Here is a 16,295-nt window from a genome sequence, read left to right as displayed (position 1 = left end):
CGGCATCGGGAATCGTCCTCGACATGAACAACACACTCGTGAACGGACATGTTGAGGACGGCTGGGGCAAGGTTGCGGATGCGTTCCGCGCGAACTTCGACGGGAATCCCGGCGAGTCGGGCGCGTCGGTGGCCGTGTACGCCGGGGGTCGGCCGGTCGTGGATTTGTGGGGCGGACTGGCCGACACCGAGGCCGGGCGGCCGTGGAAGCAGGACACGATCGCGCAGGTCGCGTCGACGACCAAGGGTGCGACCGCGATCTGTGCGCACCTGCTCGCCCAGCGCGGGGACCTGGATCTGGATGCGCCGGTGGCGAAGTACTGGCCGGAGTTCGGTGCCGCGGGCAAGGACCAGATCCCGGTCCGCTGGCTGCTGTCGCACCAGGCCGGGCTGCCGCTGATCGACGGGCCGTTGTCGCTCGAGGACGCCTACGCCTGGGACCCGGTGATCCACGCGCTGGAGGCGCAGAAGCCGCTGTGGACTCCGGGCACGGAACACGTCTACCACGCGGTGACCTTCGGCTACCTGGTCGGTGAGGTGGTACGGCGGATCTCTGGCAAATCGCTCGGTACTTTCTTCGCCGACGAGGTCGCCGGCCCGCTCGGTCTGCACGCCTGGATCGGGTTGCCGGCGGAGCAGGAGGAGAACGTCGCAAAGATCGAGTATGCCGCGCCGTTCACGCTGGAGGAGATGACCGAAGGAATCCTCGAGACGACCGGGCTCGACGCCGACACGGTCAACGCCTGGATGACCTCGGTGTGGGGTGAGGGCTCGGTGCAGGCCAAGGCGGGCGTGCTCGGCGGTGCCTTCGACCCGACCTCGGACTACTTCACCAAGCGCGAGTGGCGGGCCGCCGAAGTACCGGCCGCGAACATGGTCGCCGACGCCCGCTCGATCGCCCGCATGTACGCCGCCACGGTCAGCGACGTCGACGGGATCCGGCTCCTCGACCCGGCCACCGTCGAGCGGATGATCGAGGTCCAGACCGACAAGACGCGGATGCACGGGCTCCCGCCGGGCCTGGACCTCCCGGCCGACCGCTCCTTCTACATGTCACTCGGCTTCTGGCGGTCCTGCCCGCCGCAGCCGATGCTCGGCCCGAAGTCGTTCGGTCACCCGGGCTCCGGCGGCTCGATCGGGTTCGCGGACCCGGACGCCGGCGTCGGCTTCGGCTACGCGATGAACCGCTGGTCGTTCCGCGTCGGCGAACCGCGCGCGTCGAGCCTGTCAGACGCAGTCAAGGCCTGCTTGTGACCGCCTGACGGACGGATTGTCACAGCTGCGCGCGGTTTGTGGTCTTACCTTCAGGAAGCTCACGGAGGAGACCGGGATGGGCAGCAGCGAGGCGGAGATGCGGGTGCGGGCGGCGGCATGGATCCTGGCCGCCGCCTGCCGGGACGAGGACCCGGAGCTCTTCTTCCCCATCGGGACGACAGGTCCGTCGCTGCTCCAGGTCGCTGCGGCAAAACAGGTCTGCGCCCGATGCCCGGTCCGACCCGACTGCCTGGAGTCAGCCCTCGAATCCGGCCAGGACGCCGGCATCTGGGGCGGCCTGACCGAACTCGAACGCCGAGAACTGAAACACAGCCCCGGCCGGATCGGGCGCAGAGGTTGATGAGCGTCAGCGCGGACCGCCAACACTCACCAAGTGCCCGAACAGCTGGTTTCTGAGGCGAGGTTGAGCGTGCAGCGGTGGCTGCTACAAAGGTTGGTGAGTGGGAGCGGTCCGGGTTGCGAAACTCCGGGGCGTTGGATGCCGTCCGCAACTAGCCTGGCGGGATGGAACTGCGTGATCATCTGCCGGGGTATCCAGGGGCTGAGCGGATTGCCATTGGTATGCAAGGCGCGGTCTTCCGGTTGGGCGCGGGGAAGATCGCGAAGGTCTGGTTCCATGCCGGTACGGCGGAACTGCGGCAGCTCGCGGATTTCTACGCCGCGGTGGACGCGCCGTCGATTCGCACGCCGGAGATCCTCGAGGTCCACGACCGGACGCCGTACCGGGTGACTGTCGAGGCCGAGTTGTCGGGAGTGCCGTTGTACACGGTCGCCCCTGAGTTCGGTACGCCGGAATGGGTGGTGGCGCGGGATTGTGTGCTCGACGTACTGGAGGAGTTGGCGGACGTCAGAACGACGCCCACGCTGGCGGTTCTCGATGAGGCGGAGCCGTTCCGGGCGGCGGGCCAGAGTTGGCCGGAGGCGTTGGCGGAGCTGACGGAGCGGCGGGTTGATCGGTTCGGCGAGAAGTTGCGGGCGGCGATTGACGACTTGGATGGGAAGGTCGAGCGGCTGCTTGAGCGAGTGCGTGAGTTGCCTGACAACGCGTCCGGGATGATCCACGGTGATGTGACTGCGGGAAACATTCTGGTCGACGCGGATTGCCGACCGACTGCGGTCATCGACTTCGGGTTGATGACTATGAGCGGGGATCCGGCATACGACGCGGCGAGTGCGGGGACCATGTATGAACTCTGGTCACCGCAGGTCCGCGAGATCGAGGCGGCGTTCGATCAAGCGGCGGTCAATCGGTTTGGGTACGACGCGGAGCACTTGCGCATCTACCGCGCCGTGCACCTGCTGCTGATCGCCAACGCCCACGACGCCGACCCGTACGAGCGGGACGACGCGGTGGGTTTGGCTGCTGCGTTGTTCAATCTCCCTGCGGCGGGCGAGGGCAGTCGCCCGAGGCAGGTTGTCAGGAGAGGGTGATGAGGCGGGAGCCGTGGGCGGGGACTGAGTTGGCGGTCCAGGACTTGTTGGACTTGCCGAGGTTTTGGTGGGCTACCAGGTCGCGGATGGTGCGGTTTCCGTGGAGGCCTAGTTGCTGCCAGGTGACGGGGATGTCGGCGGTGGTATCGCCTAGGTTGTAGACGGCTACTGCGAGTTTGCCGTTGGGGAGGCGCTTCTTCCAGATTTGCAGGGTGCCGTCGGTGACTCGGGTCGGGATGACGCCGGCTTGGTCGACGGCGATCACCTCGCGGTTGGTCAGGATCGCGATGGCGCGAGGGTCGATGTTCGCGAGATCGCCGCCGACGTACAGGGGTGAGGAGGCCATTGACCAGAACGTCATGACGGACTGGCGTTCGGTTTCGTTGATGCCGTCTTGGATGCCGACGCCGGAGTTGTTGTTGATCGGCATCGAGTCGAGGTCGGGCCAGTAGTTCGGGCGGACGACGTCGAGCCACTTGGGCAGGTCTTCCCAGCGGTTGTCGACCGAGCTGGTCCAGGTCGAGACGGTGTCGCAGTAGCACTCGACGTCGGTGTTGACGCGGACGCTGTTGGCCCACGGCTGCAGGCCTTCGCCGGCTTCGCGGGGGATCGGCCAGGCGCTGGCGGTGAGCCACATCTTGCGGCCGCTCTGGTCGATCGCCTTGGACCAGGCCTCGATGTCGGGGATGTTCTCCTTCAGGACGCCGTCGACCTTCAGGAAATCCACACCCCACGACGCGAACCGCTTGGCGATCGAGTTGAAGTACGCCTGGGCGCATGGCTTGGTGAAGTCGATCTTCCAGTCCCCGCCCCACATGTTCGTCTTCACTAGCGGGTAGACGGTGATGTCCTGGGTCGTGCAGTTCGTGCCGAGGATCGGCGCGTTCTTGTCGTAGATCGCGGTCTGCAGCCCGGCGCCGCCGTACAGGCCGATCTTGAGGCCCTTGCTGTGCACGTAGCGGGCGAGGCTGGCGATGCCGTTCGGGAAGCGCTCCGGGTCTGCCTCGGGGATGCCGTTGGCATCGGTGCGGAACTCCCAGTTCCAGTTGGCGTTCCAGCCGGCGTCCAGGTTGATGTTGGTGTAGCCGGATCCCCGGAGGTTCTTCGCCATCGAGTCGGCGGCGGACTTCACGTTCGCCTCGGTCAGCCACTTGGTGCCGTAGGCGGGGTTGTTCGACGACTGCACGCTCCAGCTGCTCCAGCCCATGAACGGCTTGACGCTGAAGTCGCTCTTCGCCTGCGCCGGCACGATCGCCGCGGCGATCAGGACCGGTACGGCGGTCGCCAGCGCGACTGTACGGCGGAGAAAACTGGACACGGCAAACGCCTTTCGTCGCAGGGACTCCCGGTACCGTACGAGCGTTACTTCACCACGTCAAGAATCTAGCCGGGCATGGATGACCGCCCGGTGGGCACCGGCGAGGCTTACCGACCCGCGAAGGAGCGAGTGATGAGCGTCGGAGACAAGATGAAGAACGCTGCCGAAGCTGCCAAGGGCAAGCTGAAGAAGGAGACCGGGGACGCGACCGACAACCGCGACCTGCAGGCCGAAGGCCAGGCGGAGAAGACGACGGCCGACCTCAAGCAGGCCGGCGAAAAGGCCAAGGACGCCTTCAAGGACTGAGGTCTGCGCAGCGCCGGTCCTCCCTTGGGGGTGAGGACCGGCGTGGTAAGCATGAGGCGTGGACGCGATCGTGGTGACTTCGGGCGGGCAGGTCAAAGGCCGGACGGATGGCGAGGTGACCGCGTTCCTCGGGATTCCGTACGCGGCCGCGCCGGTGGGGGAGAAGGCCTATCAGGCCCCCGAACCGGTCAGGTGGGACGGCGTGCGGGACGCGACCGCGCTGGGCGCGACGGCGCCGCAGCCCGGCTACGAGCCGCCGTACGACGGCCTGCTATCGAACCCGGTCATCCCCGGACCGGACGTCCTCAACGTGAACGTGTGGACCCCAGGCGGTAGCGGACTTCCGGTGCTCGTGTGGTTCCACGGTGGTGCGTTCCGCAACGGATCCAACGGAGTGCCTGAGTACGACGGTACGGCGTTCGCCCGCGACGGCGTGATCTTGGTCAGCGTCAATTACCGCCTGGGGATCCAGGGGTTCGGCGTGATCCCGGGATCGCCGAGCAACCGCGGACTGCTCGACCAGGTCGCGGCGCTGAAGTGGGTCCAGGAGAACATCGCCGCCTTCGGTGGTGACCCCGACCGGGTGACGATCGCCGGTGAATCGGCCGGCGGGATGAGCGTCGCCACGCTGATGTCGATCCCGGCCGCGAAGGGCCTCTTCCGCCGAGCCGTCGTACAGAGCGGATCGGCACGCGTGGCCGCGCTGGCCGAGGACGCCGGTTCGGTCTCCGCCGAGGTCGCCAAGCGGCTCGGCGTCGAGTGGTCGGCCGCGGGCCTCGCATCGGTCAGCCTCGACGACCTTGTGGCCGCGCAACGCATAGTCGCGATCGAGATGCGCACCAAGCCCGACCCAACCCGCTGGGGTGTGTCCACGATCGCCGTCGGCGGCGGGATCATGCCGGTCATGCCGGTGATCGACAACGAGCTGATCTTCGACGTACCGATCACCGCGATCGCGGCCGGCGCCGCCGAAGGCATCGACCTCCTGGCCGGCTACACGAGTGACGAGTTCAGCTTCTTCACCGTGCCGTCCGGCCTCGCCGCCGCGGTGACCGCCGAGGCTCTGCCCCATGCGCTCGCCGGGATGGGCATTCCGCCGCAGATCACCGCCGCGTACGTCGCCAATCGCCCCGAGCAGTCACCGGGCGAGGTGCTCTCCAGCGTCGCCACCGACTCCGTCTTCACGATTCCCACGATCCAGCTGGCGACTGCGCAGCGGCCGCACGGGACGCCGTACCTGTATGAGTTCGCCTGGAAGTCGCCGCTCGACGGGCTCGGCGCCTGCCACTCGCTGGAGCTGGCGTTCATGTTCGACACCCTCGGTACCGCGACCTCCCCGCTGTACGGCGGCGTTGCGCCTCAGCAGCTCGCCGACGAGATGCACGCCGTCTGGGTCACGTTCGCCACCACCGGCGACCCCGGCTGGCCGTCGTACGACACCGCCACCCGCCCGGTCATGACGTTCGACCACCCCGCCTCAACCCTCATGGCAGCGCCCCGAGCCGCCGAGCTAGCGGTCTGGGGCGTCTGATGTCTCTGGAGACGGCCGACTGGCGACGGCACGTGTTCGCCCTCTACGAAGAGGTCCGCGCGCAAAGCGACCCGGCGCAGGCCCACAAGATCTGGCGCACCGGCCGCGACGAGCTCCTGAAGAAACATCCCGCATCGCCGCTCGAGGACCGATCGACGTACGAAGGTCCCGAGATCGGTGCCTACCGCGCCGACCTCCGCTTCGACGTCACCATCGACCAAGACGTGGAGCCGGTCCGCTGGGAGGTTCCCTCGGCAACCGACGGCGTGATCCCGTTCAGCCGCGTCGGCGTCGCGCACCTGCCGGGAGTCGGCGACCTCGACGTCTGGTGGCTCGAGTCGTACGGCGGTGGCCTGTTCGTCCCCGTCAAGGACGCTCTCGCCGGCAAACAAACGTATGGAGGCGGTCGCTACCTCATCGACACCGTGAAGGGCGCCGACCTCGGCGGTGACTTGACCGCCGGAACCCTCACCCTCGACCTCAACTTCACCTACAACCCATCCTGCGCCTACAGCCCCCGCTGGACCTGCCCGCTCGCCCCGAAGACCAACACCGTCCCGGTCGACCTCCCGGTCGGCGAGCTCACACCTCAGCCCTAGAGCGCGGTGCGCGCACCATGGTGAACTGCAGATTCCCCGCCGGCATCATCCACGTCATCACCGTGACCGCCAGCCGCCCAGCCAGTACGGCGGGATCGGCGGAGGCATGTGCGCGGGCCGTCTCCTGATCCACCGACCAGATCGAGAACCCGCGGAACTGCGGATCGTCCTGGTCGGTGAACGGCCCCCGCGCGAGGATGATCCCGCGATCCTGCAGCTCGGCGCCGTGCGCGAGATGCCGGTCCTGCAACTCACCGGCCTCGGCCTCACTCATCACCGGCGCGTCTGCCCTTAACCTCAGCATCGTCACCGTGTACTGGTCGAACTCCATGGCCCGACGCTACTGCTCGCCGGGTGCGAATAGGGAGTGGGTACTACGGTTGTAGGTATTGCGTGAGGAGATCTGATGAAGGTTGATTCGTGATCGGCCGGGTTGAGCGGGCGATGACTCGCCCTGTGGACGCCAGCGGCCCTTTTGTTTGTACGTGGTCCGCGGTCGGCGGGTGCGTGGTGGTGAAGGTCGCCGGAACGGTCGACGAGTCGACGGCGGTCGCCTTCGCCGATGAACTACGACGCGTGATCACGACCAAGGCCTCGACCGTTGTCATCGACGTACGGCGGGTGCGCGAACTCGATCCCGCTGGTGTCGACGTACTGGTCGCGGCCGAGGCGTTGGCATCCGAACACGACGGCTGGTTACGAGTCGCCGGTGGGCAGCCGTGGTTGCACGAGCTGCTCGAACCGCACCAGCTCAGGCTCTACCCCGAGCTGGTGCAAGCACTCCCGTCGTACCGGCCCGCTCCCTAGCTGAGCGCGTCGGTCAGCAGGGAGACGAGGGCTTCGAGCTGGACGTCGGCCGACGAGCCGACCTCTTCGTCGGAGCCGTCGAGAGCCTTCGCCGCGAGACCGGCCTTGGAGTCGATCAGGTCGGCAATGCGAGTGTCGATGGTCTGCGCGGCGATGATCCGCCACGCGGTCACCGGCATGTCCTGACCGATCCGGTGCACCCGGTCGATCGCCTGGGTCTGCTCGGCGTTCGTCCAGGAGAGCTCGGCCAGTACGACGTTCGACGCGACCTGCAGGTTGAGTCCGACACCGGCCGCCAGCAGTGAGCAGACCGCGACCGAAACCTCGGGGTCGTTGGTGAACGCGTCGATGTTCTTCTGCCGCTTGCTGGACGTCTGGTCGCCGCGGATCGAGGCGAACTTGATCCCGCGCTCGGCGAACAGTGCCTCGGCAGTGTCCATCGCCTCGATGTGGCGGGCGAAGAAGACAACCTTGCCGACGCTCTGGGCGAGCTGCGCGGCGTAGTCGGCCGCCAGCCCGGCCTTGGCCAGACCGATCCGGCGAACCAGGGAGAACACGTTCTCGCCGGTCTTCTTGTTGTCCATCTCCTGGCGTTCCCAGCCGGCGACGCGGCGGACCAGCTCATGGTCGATGCCTTCGACCGTGACACCGGACGTACGCGTTTCCAGCGCGGTGTTGTACCGCTGGACCAGGCGCTCGGCGAGCTCACGCTCGGCCTCGCGGATGGAACGGCCGACGGCACCGTCGAGCTCGACCGGGAGGTCGGCGATCCGGCGGGCCGGGATGTCGGCGGCCACGTCGACCTTGCGGCGGCGGACGATGCCCATGTTGATCACGGCCGACCGGGCGGCGGCGTAGAAGCCGGGGTCGGCGGGGACGAGCTCGGTGTCCTCCAGCGACTCCATCAGGTCCGCGCGCGGGCCCTTCTCGTCGATCCAGCCGAGGAACTGCCAGATCGCGGTGAAGTCCTCGATCGAGTTGATCAGCGGCGTACCGGTCAGGGCCATCAGCAGCGGCCGCGTGGTCCGGGTGCGGATCCGCTCGGACAGCTCCAGCACGTTCCGGGAGCGCTGGGACTTCTTGTTCTTGATGAAGTGCGCCTCGTCGACGACCATGCCGCGGAACCCGAGGTCGCCGAGCCAGCCGACGTGCCGGTCGAGCACCTCGTAGTTGACCACGACGATATCGGCGAAGCCGTCGATCGAGTCGCCGTCACCATGGATGACGGTCGCCTTCTTCTGCGGCGTCCAGATGTCGGCCTCGCGGGCCCAGTTGGTCTTGACGACGTTCGGTACGACGACGAGCAGCGGATACGCGTTGGCCGCCTTGGCCGCGAGCAAGGCCTGGGCGGTCTTGCCGAGACCGGGCTCGTCGGCCAGCAGGAAGCTGCGGTGACCGGCGGCCGCCGAGGCGATCAGGCGGGCCTGGTGCGGCATCAGCTCCTGACCGGCGGCGATCCGCAGATCGGCCGGCTCGGGCAACGGCATGCTCGCGGAAGCAGCGGCGTACTCGAAGGAGCGGAGCAGGGGAGTGATCAGCTCCCAGCCCGCGAGCCGCCGGGCGCGAACCGGCCGGGAGACCGGCGCCGCGCTGAAGTCAGGCGCAAGGAACGGGTTCGCGAGCTGCCGGGCGACAACAGTCTTCGGTACGACGCGGCGCGCGGCGGGCTCAGGCGCAGTCTCCGGCTCCGGGGCGGGCGGCTCCTCAGGAGTCTCCATCCCGGCCGCGGTCAGCATCTCGCGGCGCAGGGCCGCGGCGGACTCGGAGATCACGGTGTCCTCGGCCAGCAGCTGCAGCAGCGCGGGCTCGAGGGCAGCGGTCTTGGCCAGAATCGTGGCCACACCGTCGAGGCGGCGCAGCTGCTCGGCCCGGTGGGCGTCGGTGGCCGAGGCGTCGGCGTTCACCCGGGCGCGCTCCTCGCGGACGAGCAGCGCGACGACCTGGAATTTCGTCCGGGTCGACGGCTTGATCGCGGCCCGCTCGACGGCGCCCTCGACCTCCCGGACGGCCTTCGCCAGGACCGGGATCAGGCCCTCGGCGTCCTTGGCCGGGCGGCGCCTACGGTTGCCCGCCGCGCCACCGTTGGACCCGCCACTCGAGGCACGGCCGCCGCCGGAACTCTGCTTCCGGGCGTCACCGGACTGCCGGCGGGTATCGCCGGCGTCGCGCCGGGTGTCGCCGGATTGCCGGCGGCCGGAGCCGCTGGCGGCCCCGGACTGGCGCTGACCTCGTCGGGCCAAGGGTCCTCCTCTGTCGTGCCACGGACCACTGTCCAAGGCGAACGCGGCACCGCGCGTCACTACGCCGACGGCGACACGTCGCACAGCGGCCCGGTGCGGGCCACCCCCAGGAGCGCGGAACCGGCGCTCCGGCCAGCGATCGAGATCGTGGATTCCGGCGGAACTGACGGCGCTACGCCGATCGATGCGCAGCCGATCACCGTACGGTTCGGCCACAGTCCGGCCGGCGACGGAGACGATCGGCCCAGAAAGGCGATGCCGATGTTCGGTGTTGCCAGAATACTACGCTCGGTCCCCGGTCAGGTCACCCACCGGACCCCCAAGTCCGCCCGGCGATTTTCAGGCGGCCAGTGATTTGAGTGATCGGACCAGCCAGCCGGTCAGCCAGTCGAGCTCGTCCGGGGTGATCGTGAGCGGCGGCGAGAGCCGGATCGTCGACCCATGGGTATCGAGCAGTTTCACAACCGCACGACCGATCGCCGCGGCCAGCGGATTGCCGCCGAAGGGAGTGCCGTGGGTGCCCGGTGTGATGACATCCATCACTGCACGGTCAGTGACGACCGCCGACAACGGCATGATCCCGCCACGACGGAGCGGAAGCCGGCGGTGGAAGTTGCCGTCCGCAACGATGATGGTGGCCGGTCGCGGCGGCGATCAGCGCCGGGTGCCGGTGGCCGAAGTTGAGCCCAGCAGGCTGCGGTCGAGGGGTGCTGAGGAGTCGGCGCCGAAGTCGAGGCCTGACGGCTTGGCGCCGGAGCGCACGATCAGGTCGCCGACGGCTGCGATCATGGCGCCGTTGTCGGTACAGAGTCTGGGGGCAGGAACACGGAGCGTGATACCCGCCGCTCCGCAACGCGTCTCGGCGACCGCACGGAGCCGGGCGTTCGCGGCGACGCCACCGACGATCAGTAGGGTGTCGATGCCATGGTCGCGGCAGGCTGCGACCGCTTTGGTGACCAGAACGTCGACCACCGCCTCCTGGAACGACGCCGCCACGTCCTCCGCCCGCATCGGCGCTCCCGTGCGCCTGGCGAGCTGGACATGCCGGGCGACCGCGGACTTGAGGCCCGAGAAGGAGAACGCGTACCGATGGCGCTCGCTCACCTTTCCCAGCAACGGCCGCGGCAGGTCCACCGCGGTCGGGTCGCCGGTTTCTGCGGCCCGCTGGATCGACGGACCACCCGGATAGGGCAGCCCCAGCAACCTGGCGACCTTGTCGAAGGCCTCACCGGCCGCGTCGTCGAGGGTGTCGCCCAGGTGCACGATCGGGTCGGTCGCGAGATCTTTGAGCATCAGCAGCGAGGAGTGACCGCCGGACACGATCAGCGCGATCGAGCGCTCCGGCAGCGGGCCGTGTTCGAGCGCGTCGGCGGCAACGTGGCCGGCCACGTGATGGACGGCGTACAGGGGTTTGCCGAGGGCGAGCGCCCAGGCCTTGGCCGCGGACACGCCGACATGCAGCGAACTGGCCAGACCGGGACCGGACGTGACCGCGATCGCGTCGACCTGGTCGAGGCTGATATCCGCGTTGGTGAGGGCCTGGCGCAGGACGCTGTTGACCGACTCCAGGTGAGCTCGGGCAGCAACCTCGGGTACGACGCCGCCGTACCGGATGTGCTCGTCCATGCTCGACGCGAGGGCCTGGCCGAGGAGGACGCCGTCGGCGACGATTCCGACGCCGGTCTCGTCGCAGGACGTCTCGAGTCCGAGGGTGACGCTCATAGCTGGAGGATAGCTTCCATCTGCGATCCGGTCGCAGGTAAGGTCAACGCCGATGAGCGCTGAGCCGGCCCCGGAGCCCACCCCTGTCGCCAAGCGTCAACCGGCTTGGCTCGAGTCACGGCTGGCAGGGTTGGTGCGGATTGTGATTCAGCGTGGGGTGCTGAAGCCGTTGGTGCGGTATTTGGTCCGGGTAAAGGTCGTCGGTCGTCCTGCGGTGAGCGGGCCGATGGTCGTGGTGGCTAACCATTCGAGCCATCTGGATGCGCCGCTGATGGTGACGTTCCTCCCATTGGCGCTCACTCGGCGACTGGCGGTCGGCGCGGCTGCTGACTACTTCTTCGACAGCAAGAAGCGGGCGATTCTGACCGGGCTCGTGTTCAACGCGTTCCCGATCGACCGGGGCAAGAACAAGCCGATGCGCGGTACGTCGGGCCGGTTGCTGGACGACGGGTTCAGCCTGCTCGTGTTCCCGGAGGGAACGCGCTCTCGCGACGGTCTGATGGGGGATTTCCAGCTCGGAGCGGCCGCGCTGTGCGTGAGCAAAGGGGTGCCCTGTCTCCCGATCGGCATCACCGGCGCATACGATGCGATGCCGCGGGGCCGGAACTGGCCACGGCCGGGACGGCTGCCGGTCCGGTTCGCGATCGGCGCCCCGCTGACTCCCGGACCGGGGGAGTCCGTGCCCGCGTTCGCCGCCCGGATGCAGGCCGCAGTGACCGCTCTTCACGACCAAGGAGTTCGCGATGCCGGCTGACAAGCCGTTCCGTTTCACGGTGCAGTGTTCCTCGCCGAACGAGGTGACCGCGGCCTCCTGGTCCGCGCTGGCCCGCAAGGTCGAGGACCTCGGCTACTACAGCCTCACCGTGTCCGACCACCTGGACGAGCAGATCGCCCCGATCGCCGCCCTGATGGCCGCCGCGAACGCGACCAGCACGCTGCGGATCGGGTCGATGCTGTTCTGCAACGACTACCGGCACCCGGTCGTGCTCGCCAAGGAGGCCGCGACGCTGGACGCGCTCTCCGGTGGGCGCTTCGACCTCGGGCTCGGCGCGGGCTGGCTGCACACCGACTACGAGCGGGCCGGGATCCAGCTGGACCCGCCGGGTGTGCGGATCGACCGGCTCGAGGAGGCGCTCGCCGTACTCAAGGGCTTGTTCGCGGAGAAGCCGTGCCACTTCGAGGGCAAGCACTACCAGGTGCGCGGTCTCGAAGGGACGCCGAAGCCGGTGCAGCGGCCGTACCCGCCGATCGTGATCGGTGGCGGCGGTAAGCGCGTGCTGTCGCTGGCCGGGCGCGAGGCCGACGTGGTCGCGATCAACATGAACATGCAGAAGGGCCTGATCGACGCCTCGGTCGGCCCGAACGCGACCGTCGACGCCACCCACCAGAAGATCGCCTGGATCCGCGAGGCCGCGGGAGAGCGCTTCACCGACCTGATCCTGCAGTCCCGCATTCACCTCGCGCTGCCCGGGACCGACCGGACCGAGATGGCCAACAACCTGGCCGCCGGTTTCGGGCTGACTCCCGAGCAGGCGCTCGGTACGCCGCACGCCCTGTTCGGTTCGGTCGACGAGATCGTCGAGGACCTGCAGGTACGGCGGGAACTGTTCGGCATCTCGTCGATCGGTATCGCGGTCGACGCGCTGGACTCGATGGCCCCCGTCGTCGCCAAACTCGCCGGCTCCTGACTGTTCTGAGAGGACAAGACCATGACTGTGCAGCACATGAAGTGGTGGGGCTGGGGCGTCGACGGCGTCGCGTTCTCGCACGACGACAAGCCTTCGCTGGCGCCCTTCGTCCAGAAGGTCATCGACGTCGACCTGAACGCTCCGGCCGTGGCGCCGCTGGCGTTCGAGGAGCTCGACGTACCGAAGTCGCAGCTGTCGGAAGATCTTGAGAAAGCGCTCTCTGGCGTTCTCGGCGCCGAGTACGTCGTCAGCACCGACCTCGACCGCGTTGTGCATGCCTTCGGCAAGAGCCTGCGGGACCTGGTCCGGATCCGCGCGAGTGACCTGCGGCGGATCCCCGACGTGGTCGTGTACCCGGCCGACGAGGAGCAGATCGTCGCCGTGCTGGACGCGGTCGTGGCGGCGGACGCCGTACTGATTCCGTTCGGTGGCGGCAGCAACATCGCCGGCAGCCTGGAGGCGCCGGCCGACGAGACGCGCCAGGTGGTTTCCCTCGACCTGGGCCGGCTGAACAAGGTGCTGTCGATCGACGAGGAGTCCGGGCTGGCGCAGATCCAGGCCGGTGCCCTCGGCCCCGATCTCGAGAAGCAGCTCGGTGAACGCGGCTGGACACTCGGCCACTTCCCGGACAGCTTCACCCACAGCTCGCTCGGCGGCTGGATCGCGACGCGTTCGTCCGGCATGCAGTCCGACAAGTACGGCGACATCGCGGACATCACCAAGGCGTTGCGCGTCGTCCAGCCGGGGCGGACGCTTGCGACCCGCGCGGTGCCGGTCACCTCGACCGGTCCGAGTGTGCGGGAGATGATCCTGGGCAGCGAAGGGCGTCTCGGGGTCATCACTGAGGCCACCGTTCAGGTGCACCGGAAGCCGGCCAAGCGGGTTGTGCTCGGCTACTTCTTCCCGGACTGGAAGCGTGGCGTGGCGGCGATGCGGGCGATCGCCGCGAGTGACGCCGCGCCGTCGATCACCCGGATCTCGGATGCTCGCGAGACCTCGTTCTCGTTCGCGACTCGCAAGACCAGCAAGGGTTTCTCGAAGTTCATGAGCTCGGCGCTGGTCGCCGTACTCAAGAAGCGCGGCTGGGATCTCGAGCAGATGTGCCTGTCGTTCATCGGCTATGAAGGCAGCGAGGAGCACGTCGCGCGGCAGCGCAAGCTGGTCAAGAAGATCGTCTCGGATCACGGCGGTATCGGTGTCGGAGAGGGCCCGGGAGCGCTCTACGACCAGAAGAAGTTCGATACGCCGTACATCCGCGACTTCCTGCTCGACCGCGGCGCGCTGGCCGATGTGTCGGAGACGTCGGCTGCTTGGTCGAAGCTGATGCCGCTCTACGACACGACTGTTGAGCGGGCCAACAAGGCGTTCGCGCAGCTCGGCGTGAAGGGGTGGATCATGTGCCACCTCTCGCACTCGTACCACAGCGGCGCCTGCCTGTACTTCACGTTCGCGTTCAAGGCGGGCGAGGGCGACCCGATCGCGCAGTACGACGTGGTGAAGTCGGCCGTGCAGCAGGCGTTCATTGATTCGGCCGGCACGTTGTCGCACCACCATGCTGTTGGCACGGAACACTCGCGCTGGCTGGGCGACGACATCTCCGAGGCCGGCGTGCAGATGGTGAGCGGCATCTTCAGCGTCGTCGACCCGGGCCGCAACCTCAACCCGGGCAAGATCGTTCAGTAGCTATCGGGCCATGGCGGTGGCGAGCAGGAACCACGCGGTGTGCGGGATCCACTGCTCCGCCCACCGCCACTCGTCACCGTCCGGCGCATCGGGCGGGAGGAACGCGACGTCCTGCTCGTCGGTGAAGCCGGCGGTGATCCCGTTGACGATCCCGCCGGGGAAGTTCGGGAAGTCCGACGCGTAGTCAGGGTTGTTGCGCCCCCGCCCCTGCAACATGCACACGTCGAACGGATTCCGCCCGACGATCCACGCCAGCTGATCGTCGGCGAAGGTGACAAGCCGCTTGGCGTCGTGATTCAGGTGGCGGGCGCAGGCGGTGGCGGCTGCTGCGAGGGAGGCGATGGCGGCGTTCTCGCCTTGCCACCAGTAGCCGGTCTCGTTGGCGTGCGGGAAGAAGAAGGACTCGCGGGGTGACTCGTCGAGTGGTTGGACGAGCGTGCGCGGGTAGCCGAACGGGTTGGGGACCGAGTCGGTGCGCTGGACGATGTCGAGCATCGCCCGGAGAGCGGTCTCGCGTGCCGCATCCGCTTCGGGAGCATCCGGCAGTACGTCGGCGAACCGCAGCAGAGCGAGGATCGGCAGACCAGGCTCAGCCGCATGAAAGAACGGCCGCCCCGCCTCGTCCGCCCTGAACCAGCCTGGTCCCTGGGCAGGTTCGACGTACCGGGCGACGAGTGCTGCGGCCCTGCGTCGTGCTGCCTCAGCAGCCTCGGCTCCGGCGGCGACCAGTTCGGTGGCGGCGAGGAGGGCTGTGTAATCGTCCAGTACGGACTCGGTTCCGTCGAAGAGGTATTCCAGGTTGTGTTTCTCGAGGTGCGCGAACGCCTCCTGTGCGACCTTGAGGTATTCGGCTCGGGTGAACTCGCCGTCGTCGTCCACGGTCGACGCTCGGGCGAGGGCTGCGATTGCGAGTCCGCCGCCTTGGCGGTAGCCCGCCTGGTACCGGCTCGTGCGCACGCTGTTCTGCAGGGGAGCTGTGACGACCCGCTCCTCGAGGTCCTTCGTGAGGGCGTCGAAAATGCCCGTGTAGAAGTACCCTTCCGGCGACCGGAACCGCATCAGGAAGTCCGCGCCCCACAACGCCTCGTCGCGCAGCCGCGCGCTCAGCATCCGCTCCAATCGCGGGTGCAATGAGTCCCGCGCGGCCAGCATTGCCCATGCACACAAGGGGATCTGCTGCGGACTCATCGTCGACGTGTACGTGAGATGCGACAGGAACTTGCTCGTGTCCCCGCTGGCATCCAGCCACCCGCCGCGTGCATCGACCGTCGTACCGGAGTCGCCCCACAATCGAGCCGCCCGATCCTTGCGGTCGATCTCACCGCTCGACCGCATTGCCTTGAAGTACGCCAGCACGTCCGACATCGTCTGCCGCTGCAACCGCTCCGGTCCGACCGTGAACGGCGGCGAATCCGTCCGGCCGCCCTCGAACAGGACACTGACGACATACGTGCCCTCGGCAAGGTCATCCGGCAGCGGGATCCGCGCGTACGGGCCGCTGCTCCACCCCGGCACCTCCTCGATCGGCCCCGGCGTCAGCTCGACGGACACCCCCCGACCGGCGAGAGTCGCGCTCACAATCGGATGGAAGCTCACGACCACCACCGACTTGCTCGACCCGCTGCCGAAGCCCAGGTGCGGCACGAGCACCCTCGGTATGACGCCGTCCCACGCGATCACCCGCACACCACCCCTC

Annotated in this window: 16 protein-coding genes; 10 read left to right on the top strand and 6 right to left on the bottom strand. The window is 68.1% G+C overall.

Features of this window, described 5'->3' with window-relative positions; genetic code table 11:
- Positions 1 to 23: 23 nt before the first annotated feature.
- The 3 genes from ACFTSF_RS09890 (at position 24) to ACFTSF_RS09880 (ending at position 2,705) form a co-directional block, all read left to right on the top strand.
- Entirely contained in the window at positions 24 to 1,253 is a 1,230-nt protein-coding gene (locus tag ACFTSF_RS09890) for a serine hydrolase domain-containing protein (protein WP_380153479.1), read from the top strand.
- Positions 1,254 to 1,329: 76 nt separating this feature from the next.
- Positions 1,330 to 1,614 (top strand): WhiB family transcriptional regulator, encoded by a 285-nt coding sequence (locus tag ACFTSF_RS09885; RefSeq protein ID WP_380153478.1) that lies wholly within the window; start codon positions 1,330 to 1,332, stop codon positions 1,612 to 1,614.
- Between the two features lie 164 nt (positions 1,615 to 1,778).
- Complete coding sequence (locus ACFTSF_RS09880) at positions 1,779 to 2,705, top strand: phosphotransferase family protein (protein WP_380153477.1); 927 nt, start codon at positions 1,779 to 1,781, stop codon at positions 2,703 to 2,705.
- On the opposite strand, the gene ACFTSF_RS09875 is transcribed toward ACFTSF_RS09880, so the two are convergent.
- The gene (locus tag ACFTSF_RS09875; protein WP_380153476.1) at positions 2,692 to 4,023 is read right to left on the bottom strand and encodes a glycoside hydrolase family 27 protein; all 1,332 of its coding nucleotides are present in this window, start codon (positions 4,021 to 4,023) and stop codon (positions 2,692 to 2,694) included. The two genes, ACFTSF_RS09880 and ACFTSF_RS09875, sit on opposite strands and share 14 nt — an antisense overlap.
- Before the next feature lie 132 nt (positions 4,024 to 4,155).
- Between ACFTSF_RS09875 and ACFTSF_RS09870 the strand changes: the two genes are divergently transcribed.
- From ACFTSF_RS09870 to ACFTSF_RS09860, 3 genes are read left to right on the top strand one after another with little or no spacing between them, the layout of a single operon-like run.
- Positions 4,156 to 4,329, top strand: a complete 174-nt coding sequence (locus ACFTSF_RS09870) for a CsbD family protein (RefSeq protein ID WP_344163705.1) — start codon at positions 4,156 to 4,158, stop codon at positions 4,327 to 4,329.
- Positions 4,330 to 4,387: 58 nt separating this feature from the next.
- The gene (locus ACFTSF_RS09865; protein ID WP_380153475.1) at positions 4,388 to 5,860 is read left to right on the top strand and encodes a carboxylesterase/lipase family protein; all 1,473 of its coding nucleotides are present in this window, start codon (positions 4,388 to 4,390) and stop codon (positions 5,858 to 5,860) included.
- Positions 5,860 to 6,459, top strand: a complete 600-nt coding sequence (locus ACFTSF_RS09860) for a DUF1684 domain-containing protein (RefSeq protein WP_380153474.1) — start codon at positions 5,860 to 5,862, stop codon at positions 6,457 to 6,459. Before ACFTSF_RS09865 ends, ACFTSF_RS09860 begins: the two co-directional genes overlap by 1 nt.
- On the opposite strand, the gene ACFTSF_RS09855 is transcribed toward ACFTSF_RS09860, so the two are convergent.
- Positions 6,443 to 6,790: a YciI family protein gene (locus ACFTSF_RS09855; RefSeq protein ID WP_380153473.1), complete on the bottom strand. Its 348-nt coding sequence runs from the start codon at positions 6,788 to 6,790 to the stop codon at positions 6,443 to 6,445. The two genes, ACFTSF_RS09860 and ACFTSF_RS09855, sit on opposite strands and share 17 nt — an antisense overlap.
- Positions 6,791 to 6,903: 113 nt before the next feature.
- On the opposite strand from ACFTSF_RS09855, the gene ACFTSF_RS09850 reads away from it, so the two are divergent.
- Positions 6,904 to 7,266 carry an STAS domain-containing protein gene (locus ACFTSF_RS09850; protein WP_380153472.1) on the top strand — a complete coding sequence of 121 codons (363 nt, stop codon included), beginning with the start codon at positions 6,904 to 6,906 and terminating at the stop codon, positions 7,264 to 7,266.
- On the opposite strand, the gene ACFTSF_RS09845 is transcribed toward ACFTSF_RS09850, so the two are convergent.
- The 3 genes from ACFTSF_RS09845 to tsaD form a co-directional block, all read right to left on the bottom strand.
- Entirely contained in the window at positions 7,263 to 9,506 is a 2,244-nt protein-coding gene (locus tag ACFTSF_RS09845; protein ID WP_380153471.1) for a DEAD/DEAH box helicase, read from the bottom strand. The genes ACFTSF_RS09850 and ACFTSF_RS09845 overlap by 4 nt on opposite strands.
- A 339-nt stretch (positions 9,507 to 9,845) precedes the next feature.
- Positions 9,846 to 10,082 (bottom strand): aminotransferase class III-fold pyridoxal phosphate-dependent enzyme, encoded by a 237-nt coding sequence (locus ACFTSF_RS09840; protein WP_380153470.1) that lies wholly within the window; start codon positions 10,080 to 10,082, stop codon positions 9,846 to 9,848.
- A gap of 78 nt (positions 10,083 to 10,160) precedes the next feature.
- Positions 10,161 to 11,228 (bottom strand): tRNA (adenosine(37)-N6)-threonylcarbamoyltransferase complex transferase subunit TsaD, encoded by a 1,068-nt coding sequence (tsaD, locus tag ACFTSF_RS09835; protein WP_380153469.1) that lies wholly within the window; start codon positions 11,226 to 11,228, stop codon positions 10,161 to 10,163.
- Between the two features lie 133 nt (positions 11,229 to 11,361).
- Here tsaD and ACFTSF_RS09830 point away from each other — a divergent pair, with 133 nt between their 5' ends.
- From ACFTSF_RS09830 to ACFTSF_RS09820, 3 genes are read left to right on the top strand one after another with little or no spacing between them, the layout of a single operon-like run.
- Complete coding sequence (locus ACFTSF_RS09830; protein ID WP_380153468.1) at positions 11,362 to 11,982, top strand: lysophospholipid acyltransferase family protein; 621 nt, start codon at positions 11,362 to 11,364, stop codon at positions 11,980 to 11,982.
- Entirely contained in the window at positions 11,972 to 12,916 is a 945-nt protein-coding gene (locus ACFTSF_RS09825; RefSeq protein ID WP_380153467.1) for a TIGR03621 family F420-dependent LLM class oxidoreductase, read from the top strand. The genes ACFTSF_RS09830 and ACFTSF_RS09825 overlap by 11 nt, the downstream gene beginning before the upstream one ends.
- A 21-nt stretch (positions 12,917 to 12,937) precedes the next feature.
- The gene (locus tag ACFTSF_RS09820; protein ID WP_380153466.1) at positions 12,938 to 14,599 is read left to right on the top strand and encodes an FAD-binding oxidoreductase; all 1,662 of its coding nucleotides are present in this window, start codon (positions 12,938 to 12,940) and stop codon (positions 14,597 to 14,599) included.
- On the opposite strand, the gene ACFTSF_RS09815 is transcribed toward ACFTSF_RS09820, so the two are convergent.
- Entirely contained in the window at positions 14,600 to 16,285 is a 1,686-nt protein-coding gene (locus ACFTSF_RS09815; protein ID WP_380153465.1) for a glycoside hydrolase family 9 protein, read from the bottom strand.
- Positions 16,286 to 16,295 lie beyond the last annotated feature (10 nt).

Origin of the sequence: Kribbella sp. NPDC056951 (assembly GCF_042674205.1) — a bacterium.
Lineage (GTDB): Bacteria > Actinomycetota > Actinomycetes > Propionibacteriales > Kribbellaceae > Kribbella > Kribbella yunnanensis.
Note: the sequence above shows the minus strand (reverse complement) of the source record. Positions and strands in the feature narration are given on the sequence as shown.